The 18,726-nt window shown below is 70.1% G+C and carries 13 protein-coding genes; 6 read left to right on the top strand and 7 right to left on the bottom strand.

The features are described 5' to 3' along the window. Positions 1–97: 97 nt before the first annotated feature. Both Aco03nite_RS29755 and Aco03nite_RS29760 read right to left on the bottom strand, forming a co-directional pair. Positions 98–2,770 carry a molybdopterin-dependent oxidoreductase gene (locus Aco03nite_RS29755; RefSeq protein ID WP_203800571.1) on the bottom strand — a complete coding sequence of 891 codons (2,673 nt, stop codon included), beginning with the start codon at positions 2,768–2,770 and terminating at the stop codon, positions 98–100. Beyond that, the gene (locus tag Aco03nite_RS29760) at positions 2,767–3,519 is read right to left on the bottom strand and encodes an FAD binding domain-containing protein (protein ID WP_203800574.1); all 753 of its coding nucleotides are present in this window, start codon (positions 3,517–3,519) and stop codon (positions 2,767–2,769) included. Before Aco03nite_RS29760 ends, Aco03nite_RS29755 begins: the two co-directional genes overlap by 4 nt. Before the next feature lie 154 nt (positions 3,520–3,673). Between Aco03nite_RS29760 and Aco03nite_RS29765 the strand changes: the two genes are divergently transcribed. The 4 genes from Aco03nite_RS29765 (at position 3,674) to cydC (ending at position 9,792) form a co-directional block, all read left to right on the top strand. Then, a complete protein-coding gene (locus Aco03nite_RS29765; RefSeq protein ID WP_203800579.1) occupies positions 3,674–5,062 on the top strand; it encodes a cytochrome ubiquinol oxidase subunit I in 1,389 nt (462 codons plus the stop codon). Between the two features lie 12 nt (positions 5,063–5,074). Then, entirely contained in the window at positions 5,075–6,070 is a 996-nt protein-coding gene (cydB, locus tag Aco03nite_RS29770) for a cytochrome d ubiquinol oxidase subunit II (protein WP_203800581.1), read from the top strand. A gap of 99 nt (positions 6,071–6,169) precedes the next feature. Further along, positions 6,170–8,026: a thiol reductant ABC exporter subunit CydD gene (gene cydD / locus Aco03nite_RS29775; protein ID WP_203800582.1), complete on the top strand. Its 1,857-nt coding sequence runs from the start codon at positions 6,170–6,172 to the stop codon at positions 8,024–8,026. Positions 8,027–8,067: 41 nt separating this feature from the next. Beyond that, positions 8,068–9,792, top strand: a complete 1,725-nt coding sequence (cydC, locus tag Aco03nite_RS29780) for a thiol reductant ABC exporter subunit CydC (protein ID WP_203800583.1) — start codon at positions 8,068–8,070, stop codon at positions 9,790–9,792. Between the two features lie 65 nt (positions 9,793–9,857). Here the strand turns inward: cydC and Aco03nite_RS29785 are convergent, their stop codons facing one another. Next, complete coding sequence (locus Aco03nite_RS29785) at positions 9,858–11,792, bottom strand: ATP-binding protein (RefSeq protein ID WP_203800585.1); 1,935 nt, start codon at positions 11,790–11,792, stop codon at positions 9,858–9,860. Positions 11,793–12,124: 332 nt separating this feature from the next. On the opposite strand from Aco03nite_RS29785, the gene Aco03nite_RS29790 reads away from it, so the two are divergent. Continuing rightward, entirely contained in the window at positions 12,125–12,739 is a 615-nt protein-coding gene (locus Aco03nite_RS29790) for a DUF6230 family protein (protein WP_203800588.1), read from the top strand. An 11-nt stretch (positions 12,740–12,750) separates the two neighbouring features. Then, entirely contained in the window at positions 12,751–14,100 is a 1,350-nt protein-coding gene (locus Aco03nite_RS29795; protein WP_203800591.1) for a DUF6114 domain-containing protein, read from the top strand. A gap of 5 nt (positions 14,101–14,105) precedes the next feature. Here Aco03nite_RS29795 and Aco03nite_RS29800 read toward each other — a convergent pair whose 3' ends face one another. The 4 genes from Aco03nite_RS29800 to Aco03nite_RS29815 form a co-directional block, all read right to left on the bottom strand. Beyond that, entirely contained in the window at positions 14,106–15,566 is a 1,461-nt protein-coding gene (locus tag Aco03nite_RS29800; RefSeq protein ID WP_203800594.1) for a GGDEF domain-containing protein, read from the bottom strand. Positions 15,567–15,672: 106 nt separating this feature from the next. After that, positions 15,673–16,953, bottom strand: coding sequence for an ABC transporter substrate-binding protein (locus Aco03nite_RS29805; RefSeq protein ID WP_203800598.1), 1,281 nt, complete (start codon positions 16,951–16,953; stop codon positions 15,673–15,675). A gap of 9 nt (positions 16,954–16,962) precedes the next feature. Then, positions 16,963–17,787 (bottom strand): carbohydrate ABC transporter permease, encoded by an 825-nt coding sequence (locus Aco03nite_RS29810; RefSeq protein WP_203800601.1) that lies wholly within the window; start codon positions 17,785–17,787, stop codon positions 16,963–16,965. Then, positions 17,787–18,665, bottom strand: a complete 879-nt coding sequence (locus Aco03nite_RS29815) for a carbohydrate ABC transporter permease (protein ID WP_203800604.1) — start codon at positions 18,663–18,665, stop codon at positions 17,787–17,789. Before Aco03nite_RS29815 ends, Aco03nite_RS29810 begins: the two co-directional genes overlap by 1 nt. Positions 18,666–18,726 lie beyond the last annotated feature (61 nt).

Consider the following 18,726-nt stretch of genomic DNA (forward strand, 5'->3'; position numbering starts at 1 on the left):
GAGGGGAAACCGCCAGCGGGGCGCGAAGCGGCGGGCCGGGAGGGCGAGCGGTGGGCGGGGGAACGGCCGGCCGGGCCGGAAACGGTGGGCGGGACGGTCAGTCCTGCAAGGCCTGCCAGATGCGGTCGGCGGTGTAGGGGAGTTCGGTCAGGCGGATGCCGAGGGCGTCACGCAGGGCGTTGGCCAGGGCCGGTGACACCGGGTTGTACGGGGACTCGCTCATCGACTTGGCGCCCAGCGGCCCGATCGTATCGGTGGTCCGCGCGAAGTGGACCTCCGTGTACGGAACGTCGGCCATCGTCGGGAGGTGGTACTGACGGAACGCCGCCGTGGTCACCCGGCCCGAGGAGTCCAGGTCGACGTGTTCGGACAGGGTCGCGCCCAGCGCCTGCGCCACACCGCCCTCGATCTGGCCGCGCAGCTGCAGCGGGTTCATCACGGTCCCCGCGTCGGCGCTGTGCACCGACCGCAGGATCCGCAGCTCGCCGGTCTCCGGGTCGACGGCCACCCGGAAGAACTGGGCGTTGAACGCGACCGACCGGGGCGTACCGTCGAAATGGCCGTGTGCGACGACCGGACCGCCTGCCTTGACCACCAGGTCGGTGAGCGGGATCGGGCCGACGCCGGAGGCGCTGAGGAAGTGCGCCTCGGCGGGCGTGCGGTCGGCGAGCGCCAGCAGCTGGGCGCGCAGCGAACGGGCGGCCAGCAGCACCGCCTTGCCCGCGACGACCACGCCGGTGCTGGCGAAGGCCCCGGTGTCGTGCCGGACCACGTCGGTGTCGGACTGGCGGATCACGATCCGGTCGGGGCTGGTGCGGAGTTCGTCGGCGACGATCTGGGCGTGCACGGTGGTGCTGCCGTTGCCGAACTCGGCGGTGCCGACGGACAGCTCGTAGCGGCCGTCCGGCAGCAGCGCCACCGAGGCGTCGGCGTAGTGCCCGCCGGGCGGCCCGGCCGCGATCATCGCGATCGCCATCCCGTCGCCGACGAGCCAGCCGGGCGGGCCCTCGTCGGCGGTGGCGTAGGCGGCACGCATCCGGTCCAGGCACTGGTCCAGGCCGTAGCTGGCGATGCCGAGGTCGGGCACGTGGCCGCCGGGCGCGGTCAGGTCGTCGCCGGGCCGCACCACGTTGATCTCCCGGAACGTGACCGGGTCCATCCCGATCATCCGGGCCACCTCGTCGAGGGTCTGCTCGACGGCGAACGTGACCTGCCCCAGCCCGTAGCCACGGAAAGCCCCGGCGGGCACGGTGTGGGTGTAGACGGAATACGCGTCTGTCCGGATATTTCCGCACTTGTACACGGCGACCGTCTCGTGACAACCGTGGTGCATCACCGAAGGGCCGTGATTGCCGTATGCCCCCGTGTTGACCAGCACGTTCAGCTGTAGAGCGGTGATGGTCCCGTCGCGGCGGGCGCCGGCCTTGACAAAAACGACGAACGGATGCCGCGTGGTAGCCCCGTGGAACTGCTCCGCCCGGGTGAACTCCCACTTCACCGGCCGCCCGGTCCGCAGCACGGCCAGCGCGACCAGATCCTCGGCGAGCATCTCCTGCTTGCCCCCGAATCCACCGCCCACCCGCCCGGCGACAACACGCACCTTGTCGAGAGGAAAGCCGAAGAGCCGGGCGACGGCCCGCCGGGTCAGGAACGGCGTCTGCGTGCTCGACCGGATCACCAGCCGATCGTCGTCGTCGAGCCACCCCACCGCACCGTGCGTCTCCAGGCTCGCGTGCTGCACCCGAGGTGTCCGGAACGTCGCGGACCAGACGGCATCAGCCTCGGCGAACCCGGCGGCGACGTCCCCGATCGACGCGTGCAACTCCCCCACCACGTTCGCGTCCGCCCGCGCGATCCCCTGACCGGCGCCCTTGTCCCCGTGCACCAGCGGCGCCCCCGGCAGCATGGCAAGAGCGGGATCAAGGACGGCTTCGCGTACGTCGTACGAAATCCGCAGTTTTCGCACCCCCTCCTCCGCGGCCGCCTCGGAGACCGCGACCACCGCGGCGACGCGCTGCCCGGCGAAGCGCACCACCTCGTCGAGAACGCGCGTGTCGTAGGGGTCCTCCGCCTCCCGCTCGTGCTGCCCGGTGGAGAACAGCCGGTCCGGCGAGTCCTTGTGGGTGAGCACCGCCTCCACCCCCGGCACCGCGAGCGCGTCGCTGGTGTCGATGTCGACGATCCGGGCATGCGCGTGCGGCGACCGCAGGACCTTCAAATGCAGCAGCTCCGGTACGTCTACGTCGAACGTGTACCGCGCGGTTCCCGTCACGACCTGTGGCCCGGCTGGTGCCCCGAGATTGGAGCCGACGACCGGGCCGCCGCGTGTGCAAGCGGGAGCCGCCCGGCCTTCCACCGCGTCCAGGACCGCTCGGTATCCCGTACAGCGGCAGAGGTTGCCTTTGAAGGATCGTGGCAGATCGTCACGCTGGGCATCGGTCAGAGCAGCGGTTGTCATGATCATGCCGGCGGTGCAGAACCCGCATTGGAAGCCTTGCGCGTCGAGAAAGTTCTGCTGAACCGGGTGCAGTTCACCGTCGGGCCCGGCCAGGCCCTCGACCGTGGTGACCTGATGCCCCAGCGCGCGGAAGGCCGGGTAGACGCAGGAGTGCACCGGCTTGCCGTCGACATGCACCGTGCACGCCCCGCAGTCCCCCGCGTCGCAGCCCTTCTTGACCCCGGAACAGCCCTCTTCCCGCAGGTAGGTGCGCAGGCACTGGCCGGCTTTCGGTGCCCGCTCGTGCGGAGTCCCATTGATCTCGATCGTCATGCGGTCTCCGAGAGTTCAGCGATGATCTGTGCCGCGTAGAGCCGGGTGAGATGTCGGCGCCAGGCCGGGCTGCCGTGCACGTCGTCAACCCAATCGCGCAATTCGTCCAGATTTTGCGTGACATGGGGCCGCTCGGTGGACGCGGTCACCGTCAGTGACACCCCACCGCCCGGGTCGATCCGCCCGATCACCAGCGCCGCCGACCGGCCATGACGAAACAACGACCCGCGGCGGTACGCCGTCCGAGCGGTGAGCGTGGCCAGCGGCAACCGGATCGCCCGCAGGAACTCGCCGTCCCGCAGCACCGTGGTCCCCACCCCGGTCACGAACGCGGCAGCCGGCACCAGACGCTCGACCGCATCCGGCCCGACCAGCACACACGTGCCGTCGAGGGCCACGCTCAGCGAGATCATCGGCCCGGCCGGCAGCGCCGCGCACAGGTTCCCGCCGACGGTGGCGACGTTCCAGATCTTGAACGAGGCGAGGAACGCGTGACAACACTGCCCGACGAGCGGATAGGCCGCCAGCCCCTCGGCGAGCTCGGCGATGGTGCAGGTGGCCGCGACCTCGACATGATCGTCACGGAACGTGAGTGGTGGCCATCCGGCGGCGGTCAGATCGAGCAGCCGGTTGATCTCTGGTCGTGGCTCGCCGAACAGCGCGGTGCCGCCGCCCAGCCAGGCGTCCCCGGGCCGCCACTGGCCGGGCGTGGCGGGGCTGACCACTTCGGTGACCGTGTGCAGATCCACAAAAACACGCTACGCGCCTCATGTTTCTGTTCCCGGCGATCTTTTCGAGCCCCGGCAGAACCTGCCGTCCGCTCCCACCGGTCGGGACCTTCGGCCCTGATCACGGGTGAAGTGCCTGGTCAAGAGTGGGCATGACATTGGGGAAAGGACAGCGGTGGACGCGCTCGATATCTCGCGGTGGCAGTTCGGCATCATCACCGTGTATCACTACATCTTCGTTCCGATAACGATCGGGCTCTCCTTCCTGGTAGCGGGTATTCAGACGGCATGGGTCCGTACCGGTAAGGAGAAATACCTCCGGGCCACCAAGTTCTGGGGCAAACTCTTCCTGATCAACTTCGCGATCGGTGTCGTCACCGGGATCGTGCAGGAGTTCCAGTTCGGCATGAACTGGTCGGCGTACTCCCGCTTCGTCGGTGACATCTTCGGGGCGCCACTGGCCATCGAGGGGCTGCTGGCCTTCTTCCTGGAATCCACGTTCCTCGGCCTGTGGATCTTCGGCTGGGACAGGCTGCCGAAACGTGTGCACCTGGCGACGATCTGGATCGCGGCGACCGGCACGCTGATGTCGGCCTACTTCATCCTGGCCGCCAACTCGTGGATGCAGCACCCGGTCGGCTGGACCATGGGCGACGGCCGTGCCGAGCTGACCAGCATCTGGGCGGTGCTCACCAACTCCACCACCCTGGTCACGTTCCCGCACACCGTCACCGCCTGTTTCCTGACCGCGGGCGCGCTGCTGATCGCGGTCAGCGCCTGGCACGTCAAGCGCGGCAACTCCGACGACGTGTTCCGGCCGTCGCTCAAACTCGGCGCGTGGGTGGCCCTGATCGCCGGGCTCGGCGTGATGATCACCGGCGACATCCAGGCCCGGGTGATGACTGAACAGCAGCCGATGAAGATGGCCGCCGCCGAAGCGCTCTACGACACCACCGACTCGGCGTCGTTCTCCGCGTTCACCGTCGGCTCGCTGGACGGCTCCGAGGAGATCTGGTCGGTCCGGGTGCCGTTCCTGCTGTCCCTGATGGCGACCGGCGACCCGTCCGGAGAGGTCGAAGGAATCAACGACATCCAGCGGGAGTACGAACAACGGTACGGAGCCGGGGACTACGTGCCGAACGTTCCGGTCTCGTACTGGTCGTTCCGGCTGATGATCGGATTCGGCGCGCTGGCCATGGTGATCGCGGCCGCGGTCCTCTGGTTCACCCGCGGCGGCCGGCGCCCGCAGTCCCGCTGGCTCTGGATCGCCGGGGTCGCCACCGTCGCCATGCCGCTGCTGGCCAACTCGTTCGGCTGGATCTTCACCGAGATGGGCCGGCAGCCGTGGAGCGTGTTCGGGCTGCTCAAGACCGCCGACTCGGCGTCGCCGTCGGTGTCCACGGCGGAGGCCGCGACCGGTCTGATCGTGCTCACCGTGGTCTACGGGGCGCTGGCCGTCGTCGAGTTCGCGCTGTTCATCAAGTACGCCAAAGCCGGCGCCCCGTCGATCGAGCCACCGGCCGCGGACGACGACGCCGACAAACCGCTCGCGTTCGCCTACTGAGGGCCTTCTGACATGGAACTCACCACCTTCTGGTTCATCCTGATCGCCGTCCTCTGGGCCGGCTACTTCCTCCTCGAAGGCTTCGACTTCGGCGTCGGCATCCTGCTGCCGGTCCTCGGTAGGGACGACAGGTCGCGGCGGCTCGCCATCAACACCATCGGCCCGGTCTGGGACGGCAACGAGGTCTGGCTGATCGTCGCCGGCGGCGCCACGTTCGCCGCGTTCCCCGAGTGGTACGCCACCCTGTTCTCCGGCTTCTTCCTGCCGCTGCTGCTGATCCTGGTGGCGCTGATCGTCCGCGGGGTCGCCTTCGAATACCGCCACAAGCGGGAGTCGGCACGCTGGAAGCAGGGCTGGGACCTGTGCATCTTCTGGGGCAGCCTGGTCCCGGCGATCCTGTGGGGCGTGGCGTTCGGCAACATCGTCCGCGGCGTGCCGATCGACGCCCAGCACGAATACGTCGGCGGCTTCGTCAATTTGCTGAACCCGTACGCGCTGCTCGGCGGCCTGACCACCCTCGCGTTGTTCACCCTGCACGGCGCGGTGTTCCTGGCCCTGAAGACGGACGGCCCGATGCGCGCCGAAGCCGGCAGACTCGCCACCCGGCTGGCCCTGGCCGCGGTCCCGATCGCCGCCGGTTTCCTGGCGTGGACCGCCATCACCGACCCGGACGACTGGGGCATCGCCCTGTCCGTGCTGGCGGCCCTCACCTTGCTGGCATCGGTCCAGCTGACCCGGATCCGCCGCGAGGGCTGGGCGTTCACCGCCACCGCGGCCACCATCGTCCTGGCGGTGGCGGCCCTGTTCACCACCCTGTTCCCCAATGTGATGCCGTCCACCCTGGACCCCGCGAACAGCCTGACGGTCCTGAACGCGTCCTCCACCCCCTACACCCTGAAGGTGATGACCTGGGTGGCCGTCCTGTTCACCCCACTGGTCCTCCTCTACCAGGCCTGGACCTACTGGGTCTTCCGCAAACGCCTGAAGCTGAGCGACATCCCAGCCTGACCCACCGACCCAGCTCCTCACCTTCCAGCCGCCACACCTGACCGCCTCGCCCCTTCCCGCTCGCCGTTGTTCGGTGGGCGGGGCTCCGGAAGGAACCCGATGAAGCCGCTGGACCCCCGGCTCCTCAGGTATGCGCGTGCCACCCGGACCTACCTCGCGGCGACCGTCGTCCTCGGCGGGATCCATGCCGTGCTGCTGATCGCCCAGGCTGTCCTGCTCGCCGACGCGATCACCGCGGTCTTCCTGGACGGCGCCGGCATCGGTGACCTGACCACCGGGATCCTCGGATTCACCACTCCGGTGCTGGTGGCGCTGGTCGCGGTGATCGCCGCGAAGGCGGCGGTCGCCTGGCTCCAGGAGGTCGCATCGGCTCGCTCGGCCGCCGCGGTCAAGAGCCAGCTCCGCAACCGCCTCCTCGCCCACGTCGCCGCCCTCGCCCCACACCCTGACCCGATAAATACCGAAAAGAGGGACAAGGAAGAAGGCATCGACCGACCGCTCACCGAAGGCAAGGCGGGGAACACCGCGGGGCTTCCCACGGAGGCCAAAGAGAAGGACGGCGAGCGGCCTTCCGCAGACGGCAAAACGAGGGGCGCCGGGCAGCTTTCCGCGGACGGTGAGGCGAGGGGGGCTGGGCGGCTTGCTGCTGGGGAGGTTGTGGCGTTGGCTGGGGATGGGCTGGATGCGCTTGACGACTACTTTGCGAAGTATCTTCCGCAGCTTGTGCTTGCTGTTCTGGTTCCGGGGATTCTGCTGAGCCGGCTTTTGCCTGCTGACCTTGTTGCAGTGGGGACCATTGCGGTCACGTTGCCGTTGATTCCGTTGTTCATGGCTCTGGTCGGGATGCATACCGAGGCTCAGAACCGGCGGCAGTTCCGGTTGCTCTCGCGGCTCTCCCATCACTTTCTTGATGTTGTCGCCGGGCTTCCCACGCTCAAGCTCTTCGGGCGGGCACGAGCCCAAGCCGGGATCATTCGGCGGATCAGTGATGAGCAGCGGCGGCACACCATGCGTACGCTGCGGACCGCCTTTTTGTCCTCGCTTGTTCTGGAACTGCTTGCCACCCTGTCCGTTGCGCTCGTCGCCGTGGGGATCGGGCTTCGGCTCGTGTCCGGGAACCTTGATCTCGCCACCGCCCTGCTCGTGCTGATCCTTGCCCCCGAGGCTTACCGGCCCCTTCGTGAAGTGGGGGCGCACTTCCACGCCAGCGCCGAAGGACTGGCCGCTGCCGAAGAAGTGTTCGCCGTGCTGGAGACGCCGCTCCCGGTCCTCGGGAAACGTGCGCCGGTCTCGGGGGACATCGTGTTCGACGGGGTGGAGGTTCGGTTTCCGGGGCGGTCGGGGACTGCTCTGCGGCTCGACGCCACCATCAGGACCGGGGAGATCGTCGCGCTCACCGGGCCGTCGGGGTGCGGGAAGTCCACGGCGCTGAACGTGCTGCTCGGCTTCGTCAGTCCTACGGCGGGACGGGTGACCGTCGGTGGCGTACCGCAACAGGAATTTGATCTTGAAGCCTGGCGGCGGCGCATCGCGTGGGTGCCTCAGCGACCGCATCTCTTCGCGTCGTCGGTTTATGACAACATCGCGCTGCCGGACGGCCTGGCCGCGCCTGTTCCCTTTCCTGAAGTGGTCGCGGCGGCGCAGGCGGCCGGGGCCGACGGGTTCGTCCGGGAGTTGCCGGAGAGCTATTCGACGGTGCTCGGGGACGACGGGACCGGGCTGTCCGCGGGGCAACGGCAGCGGATCGCGCTGGCCCGGGCTTTTCTGCGGGACGCGCCGATCGTCCTGCTCGACGAACCCACCGCCAACCTGGACGCCGGGACCGCCGCCGAGGTGATGGCCGCGATCCGGCGGCTGGCCGCCGGACGCACCGTGCTGATCGCCGCGCACCGTCCGGAACTGATCGCTCTCGCCGACCGTGTCGTCCCCCTGACCGAGAACCTGGTGCCGGCATGACCGTCTCCGCCGTCCCCTCTGACCGCCACCCTGGTGCCGGCATGGTCATCTCCACCGTCGCCCCGGACCGACGACCTGATAGTGGCGCGGCCATCTCCGTCGGCTCCCTGATCCGGCCGGCCGCCGGGCGGCTGAGTCTGGCCGTCCTCGCGGGGGTGGGCGCCGCCGGGGCCGCGGTGGCGTTGACCGCCTGCTCGGCGTGGCTGATCTCGCGGGCCGCCCTGCACCCGCCGGTCCTGCATCTGATGGTGGCGATCGTCGCGGTCCGGGCCTGCGGGCTCAGCCGGGGTGTGCTGCGTTACCTGGAACGGCTGGTCGGGCACGACGCCGCGTTCCGGATCCTGACCGACGTGCGGGTGCGGCTCTGGACCCGCCTGGAACGCCTCGCGCCCGCCGGGCTCGCCGACTTCCGCCGCGCCGACCTGGCCCGGCGGCTCGCCGCCGACGTCGACGCGGTGCTCGACCTGATCACCCGGGTGGTGCTGCCGTACGCGGTGGCCGGCGTGATCGGGCTCGCCTCGGTCCTGGTCGTCGGGGTGCTGGTCCCGGTGGCCGGGCTGGCCCTGGCCGTCGCGCTGCTGGTGGTCGGCGCCGGTGTGCCGGTGCTGCAGCGGGCCGCCGCCCGGCGTGCCGACGGACGGCTGGCGCCGCTGCGGGCCGAACTCGCCACCGGGGTCGTCGATCTGCTGCACGGTCTGCCCGATCTCGCCGCGTACGGTGCCACCCGCGACCGTCTCGACCGCCTCGCCGCCGTCGACGCCCGGCTCACCGACACGTCCCGCCGGTCCGCCGCCACCGCCGGGCTGGGCGCCGCGGTGACCGCCCTGAGCACCGGGGCCGCGGTACTGGCCGGGCTGGTCGCGGGTGCCGTCGCTGTCCGTTCCGGATCACTGCCCGGCGAGTTGCTGGCGCTGATCGTGCTGACACCGCTGGCGGTTTTCGAGATCGCCGCACCGCTTCCGACGGCGGCGCAGCGCTGGGCGACGGCCCGGGTCTCGCTGCGGCGCCTGACCGAACTCTGGCAGACCCCGGACCCGATCCACGACGACCCGAGTTCCACGCCCACGGCCGCGGCCGCGCGGAAGAACGACGACGCGAGCCCCGGGCCTGCGCGGGGAAACAGCGGATTGGCCGTGCCGGAGATGCGGGTCGACGGGGTCACCGCGGGCTGGGTCGGTGGGCGTACCGCAATCAACGGGGTTGACCTGGTGTTGCCCTCCGGAGGGCGGGTGGCTCTGGTCGGGCCCAGCGGCTCCGGCAAGAGCACCGTCGCGGCGCTGCTCGTGCGCTTCCTGGACCCGCGGGAAGGACGGGTGACCATGGACGGGCGGGATCTGCGGGAGATCCCGGCGGACGAGGTGCGGCGGGTCGTCGGCTATCTGCCGGAGGACTCCTCCCTGTTCGACACCACGATCGGCGACAACCTGCGGATCGGGCGGCCCGGGGCGAGCGACACCGACCTGCGGGAGGCGCTGCGCCAGGCGCGGCTGCTGGACTGGGTGGAGACTCTCCCGGACGGGCTGGACACGCTGGTCGGCGAGCACGGGATGGCGCTCTCCGGCGGGCAGCGGCGGCGCCTCGCCCTGGCCCGGCTGCTGCTCGGCGACGCCCGGGTGCTGATCTTCGACGAGCCGACCGAGCACCTCGACGACGAGACCGCCGCCGCGCTGACCCGCGACCTGATGGCGGCGGCCGGTGAGCGCACGGTTCTGCTGATCACCCACCGGACCGATCTGACCGGCCTGGCGGTCACCCGCCTCCGGTGAGCACGACCGTCATTTGCTGGAAGTGAGAACGCCGGAAGTGAGAACGTCGGCGGTGAGGACGGCCGTCATCCGCTGGAAGTGAGGACGCCGGCGGTGAGTGCGACCGTCTTCGCCGGGGCCGGGGCGGCGGGGAGGGTCAGGGTGAAGGTGGTGCCCCGGCCGACCACCGACTGGACGGCGATGGTGCCGCCGTGGTCCCGGACGATGTCGCGGACGATGGCCAGGCCCAGCCCGGGGCCCTGAACCGCCTGGTCCATCGCGTTCCCGGCCCGGTGGAACGGGGTGAACAGACCGGGCACGTCCTCGGCCGGGATACCGATGCCGGTGTCGGTGACCGAGATGGCCACGGTGCGGGCGTCGGCGGCCATCCGGCAGGTGACGCTGCCGCCGGACGGGGTGAACTTGATCGCGTTCTCCAGGAGTTTGCGCAGGGCCCGCTGCAACTGGGTGCGGTCGCCGCGGACCCAGCCCTCGTCGGCGTCGAAGGTGACGGTCAGGTTCTTGGCGCGGGCCGCGTTGTCCAGTTCGTGCCGGACCGTGACCGCGACCGTGCCCAGGTCCAGGGTCTCCGCGGTCACGGCGGCCCCGTTGTCCGGCCGGTCGAGCAGGATCAGGTCGCCGATGGTGTCGTGCAGGCGGTGGGCGTTGCGCAGGATGGCGTTGAGGGCGCGCTGCTGGACCGAGGTGAGCGCGGCGCCGTCCTCGTCGGCGATCATCTCGGTGTAGCCGAGGATGCTGGTCAGCGGGGTGCGCAGCTCGTGCGTGACGGTCTGGATGAAGACGTCCTTGCGCTGGTCCAGCATCCGCAGTTCGGTGATCAGGCGGGCCTGGTTGTTCTGCAGGTTGAGCTGGCGCAGGGCTCGTTCGATCTCCCGGCCGACCCCGGCGAGCAGGCGCTGTTCGGCGTCGGTCCAGACCGGGTTGCCGGGCCGGTCCAGGTGCAGGTACCCGGGGATGCACTCGGCGTCGCCGCCGACGGTCATCCAGACGTTGCCGCCGGAGCCGCACCGCGGGGTGCAGGACTGGCCGGTGAGCAGCTCGACGGTGCGTTCGGCGGGCAGGTCGGGGGTGCCGTCCGGCCAGCCGGAGCGCATCTCGCCGCGACCGGGGACGACCAGTTCGCAGTGCACGGCGGTGGCGCCGACGGCGATCCCGACGAGTTCGGTGATCCGGCGGGCGGTGTGGTCGATGTCGCCGAGCTCCTGCATCTCGGCGGCGACGGCCTGGCGCAGTCCGGCCCGGGCGGCGCGGGCGTGTTCGGCGACGAGCAGGGTCTCGGTCTGGGCGGCCAGGTCGTTGAGCGCCTCGATGACGGTGCGCAGCTCGGTGGAGCCGGCCGGTTCGGCGCGGATCGACCGGTCGCCGGAGGCCAGCCGCCGGATGGTGACGGCCAGGTCGCCGAGCGGCACGAGCAGCTGGCGGCGGCCGGTGCGGGCGACGCTGTACCCGATGGCGAGGATCGCCACGACCAGGAGTGCGGCAAGCATGGTCATCTCACGGCGGTCCCCGGCGGCGGCGGCGAGCATGTCGGTACGGTCGGCTGCGAGCGCCTCGTCCATGGCGGTGTTGATCCGGCGCAGTTCGGTGAAGAGCTGCTCCCCATCGGCGGGGGGCTCCTTGCCCGTGGCGATCGGTACGGCGTACCCGTCGAGCCACGCCTGGACCGCCTCGCGCTGCCTGCCGATCAGGGCGGCGACCCGGGAGCCGGAGTTGCCGGCACTGATCTCGTCGAGGGCCTTCATCACTGCCGCACGACTCTTCTCGTACGGTCCCAGAAAGCTCGCGTCCCCGGTGAGCCGGTACCCGCGTACCCCGATCTCGGCGTCGGTCATCTCCTGCATCACGTGATCGTTGGCGATCTCGGCGCGGGTGGAGCCGGCCGCCTCGCTGTCCTGTTCGGCCCGCAGCAGGGTGCCGAACCCGAACTGGACGAGCAGCAGAACCATGAAGAGCCCGAGCATGGCCAGGGAGCCCACATTGAGGCGACGCTGCACACTCATCGGCGGCGAACCTCGCGGGCGGTCATGCCTCTCAGTTCGGCAGGTTGGGGTCGCGACCTAAGTCACCCCGCCCTGATTTAGTTTCGTTATCCGACCGCAATAAATCTAGCCTTGCGTACCCCGGGTAACGGGTAACTGATCTCAATATCCGAAATATCGGACACCAGGGTGGCGAGCATCACCGAGCGTCATGTTGATCTCGGTGACCTGGGTTACTGACGGGTAAACGAAGCCCTTGTCCGCAGCCTCCTTCAGGAGCAACATCTCCGGCACATCACGACCGGGGCCATCGACGCTTCTCGCTACGACGGCCCCATCCCTGAGGAGGTTCCGTGGAGGAGTCGCAGAGCGGGCGCACCAACTGGCGGCGCTTCGCCGTCGCGGTGGGCGTGCCCGCGGTCGTCGCCGGCGGACTGGTCCTGGCGCTGGCCGAGGGGGCTCTGGCGGCGAACTTCACCGTCTCCGGCAAGCAGTTCAAACTGTCCGCCGACAAACTCGTCGGCGAGGGCTTCACCCAGTACAGCGGGCAGCTGTCGACCGACGACACGGAGAACCACCCCGGCGGCACGGTCCCGGCCGCGATGTCCGGCATCCACAGCGCCGACCTGTTCGGGCTCTGCCAGTCGGTCGCCGTCGGGCCGGTGACCCTGCGTATCGAGGCGGGTAACGATCCGGCGAACCCGGTGCACGCCGACGACCTGCTCATCGGCATGTCCACGCTCAGCGGCAACGCCACCTTCGAGGACATCCAGATCGGCCTGGACGGCTCCACCCTCACCCGGGACGGCGCGGAGACCCACGGCGCCCCGCTCTCCTTCGGCCAGCAGGCCCGCACCGTCACCATCGAAGGGCTGCGGCAGGAGGCGTACTACACCTCCGCCTCCACGTTCACGCTCAACGGCATGGATCTGAAGCTGCACATCGGCGGCGACCACGAGTGCTACTGAGCGGGGGATCCGTGACTGACGTCAGGGCCCGGTTCCGCCGGTGGCGGCGCGGGCGCCCGTTCTGGGGCGGGTTGTTCCTGCTGCTGGCGGGGCTGGAGATGTTCGGCAGCGCGAACATGGAACTGGACGACATCCAGATCCACATCGGGCCACAGGGCTTCTACTCGTACCTGCTGCCGGTGATGTTGATCGCCGCCGGGGTGCTGACCTGGTACTCCCCCGCGCAACGCCTGTTCTACGGGGTCGTCGGGATCATCACGGCGCTGTACTCGTTCATCGGTCTGAACCTGGGCGGCTGGATCGCCGGCATGCTGCTCGGCATCATCGGCGGCGCCCTGGCCATCGCCTGGGGCCCACCCGCGACAAAGACCGGGGACTCGACCGCACCACTTCGCAAGGCGCTGATCATCCTGGCGCCGTTGCTCCTGGCCACCGGGGTGATCGTCGCGGGGAACCGGCCCGCCGAGGCGGCCGAGTGCCCGGCCGGGCTGCCGTCCCGCAAGCCGAGTGCCTCCCCGAGTTCGAGTTCCGCCTCCCCGAAACCGCCCACCACGGACAAACCCACCACGGATCCGGTTCCCTCCACCTCAGGGTCCGCATCGGCCGAGCCCTCACCCTCTCCCAGCGCGAGCGACGTCTCCCCCAGCGTCAGCGAATCGGCGGGCGGGAACCCGATACTCGAGGGCATCGACGATTTCTGGGACGGCGTCGGCGACCTGATCGGCATCGGCGGCGGGGACGAGAAGGAGGAAGGCGGGAACGAGAAGGAAGACCGGGAGACGCCCGCGGGAAAACCGTCGACGTCCGCCGCGCCCTCGCCGCAACCGCCGGCCGCCACCCCCGACCCGGAGAAGACGCCCAGCGCCTCCCCGTCCCCCAGCAGGAGCAAGAAGGCCGAGGAGATCCCCTGCCTCGGCGAACGCCAGCTCGGCCTGCTCGCCGACGACGACGGTCTCCCCCGCGCCGGGGCGAAACCCGGGATCGTCAAGGCGGATTCGATGACCATGTACGAGTCGTCCTACGACGGTGTGGCCGAGGTCCCGACCGGCGACGGCCCGATCCGGTCGCTGAAGTTCAGCATGGACAAGGTGGTGAACAAGCCGTTCCAGCTGACCATCGACGAGCCGGGCGACGCGACCACGGTGATCGACAGCGGCGAACTGATCCTGGACGGCGCCGTCGAGTTCTACACCCCCCGCTTCGAGGGCAAGCTGTTCGGCCTGATCCCGGTGGTGTTCACCCCGGAGTCCCCGCCGCCACTGACGCTGCCGGTCCTCTGGTTCACCGACGTGACCGTGGACCTGGCGTACGTCCGCAGCGATGTCCTGACCGCCGAACCACTGGACATCGTCGAGAAGTAGCCGGGTCAGGCCGCGGCCCGGTCGTACCGGCGGACCGTGCCCTTGCCCGCGGCCTTCGCCTCGTACATCGCGGTGTCGGCCCGGCGCAGCAGGCCGTTGAGGTCGCCGTCCTCGGCGGCGGCCAGGCCGATGCTGCCGCCGACGGTGACCGTGTGGCCGTGCACCCGCATCGGCTCGCCGATCCGGCGCAGCAGGCGCCCGGCCACCTCCGGGGCGTCGGCCGCCTCGGTCAGCAGGATCGCGAACTCGTCCCCGCCGATCCGGCTGACCAGGTCACCGGCGCGTAGCTCGGCGGCGAGCCGACGGGCCACCACGACCAGCACGTCGTCGCCGGCCGCGTGCCCGAGGGTGTCGTTGACCGGCTTGAACCCGTCCAGGTCGAGGATCATCGCGGTCACCCCGTCCGACGAGAAGGCCAGGATCTCGGCGGCCCGGGTGTCGAACGCCGCCCGGTTCAGCAGCCCGGTCAGCGCGTCGTGGCTGGCCTGGTGCTCGAGGGCGTCGCGCTGCTCCTCGAGGACCTCGGTCATCCGGCCCAGGGTGGCCAGGGTGAGGAACTGCCGGACCAGGACCAGCGAGAACGTGGCGAGCAGGGTCCAGACCAGCACCGGGTCGAGCTGCCCGCTCCCGGCCTGGCGGGCGGCCGCGGTCGCGACGGCGAAGACCACCGGGACGTACGGCAGCAGCGCCCAGCCCCGGAACACCAGCGCCCCGCCGCGCTCGACGCCGGGGCGGGAGGTGGCGAGACGGCTGGACGCGGCCATGATCAGGGCGGCCAGGATGTAGCCGCCGCCGACCCCGTCCGCGTACCAGAGGAGGTCGTTGAGGTCGTTGCGGGTGGCGGCGAGCAGGGTGACCGCCTGGACCAGCGCGGCCATCGCCAGCAACTGCTGGGCGCTGCCGCTCTGCCCGGGCTCGGCGGAGGCCAGGGTGACCAGGGCGATCACCGCGCCGAGCACCAGCAGCCCGACGATGGTCACCCGGTAGCCCTCGCCGCCGATCTCGCCGGTCAGCCCGGGGCCGGACGACAGCACGAACTCCCAGGCCAGCGCGAACACGGCGCCGAAGACCGCGGCGACGTCGATCAGCAGGCGGACCGCGGCGAGCCCGCGCGGGCGGGGTGCGGCGAGGATCAGGGCGATGGGTACGAACCCGGCCGCCACCGTCGACAGCAGCCCGCCCACCCCGGCCAGGAAGTCGACGCCGACGGTGGAGAGCAGCAGCACCACGTTGCCGATCGACCAGATCGCGCACGCCCCCGCGCCGCAGCCGAACGCGATCCGCATCCGCCGGATCGTCTCCGGGTCGGCGGCCCGCCGGCGGTAGTGGAACGCCGCGTATCCGCTGGCCACGGCGATGACCGTGTCGGAGAGCACGAACTGTCCCCAGGCGGGCAGGAGGGGGTACAGCAACTGCATCCCCGCGGCGACGACCAGGGCCGCCGGTAACGCCGTCCGCAACCGCATGCCCACTCCGGATTCCCAGCACCGCGGCACTCGATCAAGAGGGCGAGTATGGCACAGGGATCACCCCTCGCGGTGGGTTAGCCACGCTACGGATGGCCGTTGGCCGCTAGGGTTCGATCGCCTTGTTCGCGGCGGCCTGGGCCTGGCGCAGGCCGTCCGGGACGGGGAGCCGGCCGAGGAACATCTGCTGCAGGATCGGCTGGGCGGCGGTGGCGCCGGCCTGGACCCGCGGGCCGACCGGGGCCGGGAAGGTGACGCCGTTCGCCGCGTCCCGGAACGGGGTGACGTCGACGCCCTGCTGGCGCCAGTACTCGGTGAAGTCCGGTTCGGCGGCGACCACCCCGGGGAACGCGAAGCCGCCGGCCGCGATCGGGCGGGCGCCGTCGGCGGAGCCGATCCAGGACAGCACCTTCTCGGTGGCCTCCCGGTGCGGGGTCTTCGCGGACGCCACGGCGGCCACCCCGTGCACCACGCCGACCCGCCCGGACGGGCCGGTGAGCAGCGGCGCGAGGCCCCATCGGAACTTCGCGCCCTCCTGGACGTTCTTCAGGTGGTACGGGCCGGACTGGAACAGCGCGAGTCGGCCCTGGGTGAACAGCTGCAGCGTCTTGTCCCCGTTGGTGTTGGTGTCGGCCGCCGACGGGGCCACGTGGTGCTTGTTGATCAGATCGACGACGTACTGGATCGCCTCGACCGTTTTCGGCTGGTCGGCATAGTCGAAGGCGTCACCGTTCTGCCACGTGCCGCCGTTCGAGCCGACGAAGTTCCAGCCGACGGCCTGACTGTCGAAACTGGCGTTGAACCCGTACCGGGAAATGGTCCCGGGGTTGAAGTCGCTCTGGTCCGCGCTCTTCCCGGCCCGGTCGACGGTCAGTTTGCGGGCGGCGGGCAGGAACGTGTCACCGTTGCCGGACGGGTTCCAGGTCAGCGTGGCCGGATCGACGCCCGCCTGCTCGACCAGTTCCTTGTTGTAGAACAGCGCGATCGAATCCCACAGCTGCGGTACGCCCCACAGCGTGCCGCCCCGGGTGTAGAGGTCGACGACCGATCTTGTCCACCCGGAGCGCTGCCCGTCGGTGATCGGCAACAGGTGCCCGCTGTCGGCGTACAACCCGTAGTTGCTGGTGTTGGTCCAGAAGATGTCGGCGGCGGTGCCCGCGGCGATGTCAGCCGGCAGCTTGGTCCAGTAGTCGGCCCACGGCACCAGCTGCACCGTCACGTCGATGCCGGTGTTGCGCTGTTCGAAGGCGGCGAACGACTCCTCGTACGCCTTGGCCACCTGCTCGTCCCAGAGCCGGAACGTGACGGTGGTCCGGTCACCGTCCGTCGCACCGCCCGCGATCGAACAGCCGGAGAGCAGGAGAAGGAGCACGACGAGCACGCGCATGGATCGACCTCATTTCATCCCGGTGATCGTGATCGACTTGACGATGTGCCGCTGGAACAGCACGAACAAGACCAGCAGCGGCAGCGTGGCGAGTGTGGTGGCGGCCATGACCAGGGTCCAGTTGCCGTGATACTGGCTCTGCAGCGCCGACACCGCCACGGTCAGCACCTGCCAGCGCTCACTGCTGGTGACGACGAGGGGCCAGAGGAACTCGTTCCAGTGCGCCACCACCGTGATGATCAGCAGCGTGGCCAGGACGGGACGGCTCAGGGGCAGGATCACATGCCGCAGTACGCGGGGATGCCCGGCACCGTCGATGCGCGCCGCGTCCAGCAGTTCGGTGGGAATGCCGCGGAAGAACTGACGGAGCAGGAAGACGGCGTACGGCGAACCGAACAGTGTCGGCAGCACGATCCCCCAGAACGTGTCCCGCAGCCCGAGCCCGCTGACCAGCACGAACCGCGGCACCAACGTCGCGGCGAGCGGGACCATCAGGGTGCCGAGGTAGACCCAGAACAGCAGGTCACGGCCGGGGAAGTCGAGCCGGGCGAAGGCGTACGCGGCCAGCACCGAGCAGGTCAGCTGCCCGAGCACCACCAGGATCACCACCTGCACGGTGATCACCAACGGCGGCACCAGGGTGTGGTCGCCGACGACCAACTCGGCGTACGAGCCGGCGCTGACCGGGGACGGCGGGGCCAGCGGGGACGCGGCGGCGAACTGCTCCGGCGTCTTCAGCGACGTCTGCACGCTCAGCAGGTACGGCGCGAGCGTGATGACCGCGCCGATGCCCAGCAGCAGGTAGGTGACCACGTTCGCGATCCGGCGGGACATCAGCTCACCTCGTACGTCGTGCGCTTGCGGAAGTAGAGCTGCTGCGCCACCGTCACCGTGATCAACAGGAGCAGCAGCACCACCGACATGGCCGCGGCCCGGCCCATCCGGAAGTTGGTGAACGCCTCCCGGTAGATCAGCGAGGCGATCACGTCGGTGGCGCCGGCCGGTCCGCCCTGGGTCATCGCGTACACCGTGTCGAAGGTCTGGAACGTGGTCAGCAGACCGGTGACCACCACGAAGAACATCGTCGGGCGCAGCAGCGGCAGGGTGATCCGGCGGAACACCTGCCCCGCGTTCGCGCCGTCGATCCGGGCCGCCTCCGGGAACTGGGCGGGGATGCCGGCCAGTCCGGCCAGGAAGAACAGCGCCACGTAGCCGACGTGCTGCCAGACGGTCGCCACCACCACGGCCGGCAGGGCCAGATCAGGATCGGACAACCATTCGACGCGTACGCCGGTGAACGCGTTCAGTGCGCCGTCCGACGGGTCGAAGATCCACCGCCAGACCACGCCGAGTGCCAGCGGGGCACTGATCCAGGGCAGCACGAAGACCGTCCGGAAGACCACAGAACCGGGCAGCCGCCGGTCCAGCAGCACCGCGGTGAGCAGCCCGAGGACCACCTGCGCCGGGACGACCAGCGCCACGAACATGCCGGTGATCAGCAGCGACTGCCAGAACGCGAGATCGTCGAGCAGCGCCGCGTAGTTGTCCAGCCCCACCCAGCGGGCCGGGCTGACCAGATCCCACCGGTGCAGGCTGATGCCGATCACCACGAGCACCGGGACCAGCAGAAACCCGATCACGCCGAGCAGGCTCGGGGCGAGGAACGCGTAGCCGGTGAGCGTGCGGCGTACCGGAAATCCCCGTGATCCCATAGAAGAAGGATGATAGATCGGGTGTGTGACGGCGTCGTTTACCGTCCGTTGTCACCCGCCC

The sequence above is a fragment of the Actinoplanes couchii genome (assembly GCF_016862075.1).
In the GTDB taxonomy this organism is placed as follows: Bacteria; Actinomycetota; Actinomycetes; order Mycobacteriales; family Micromonosporaceae; genus Actinoplanes; species Actinoplanes couchii.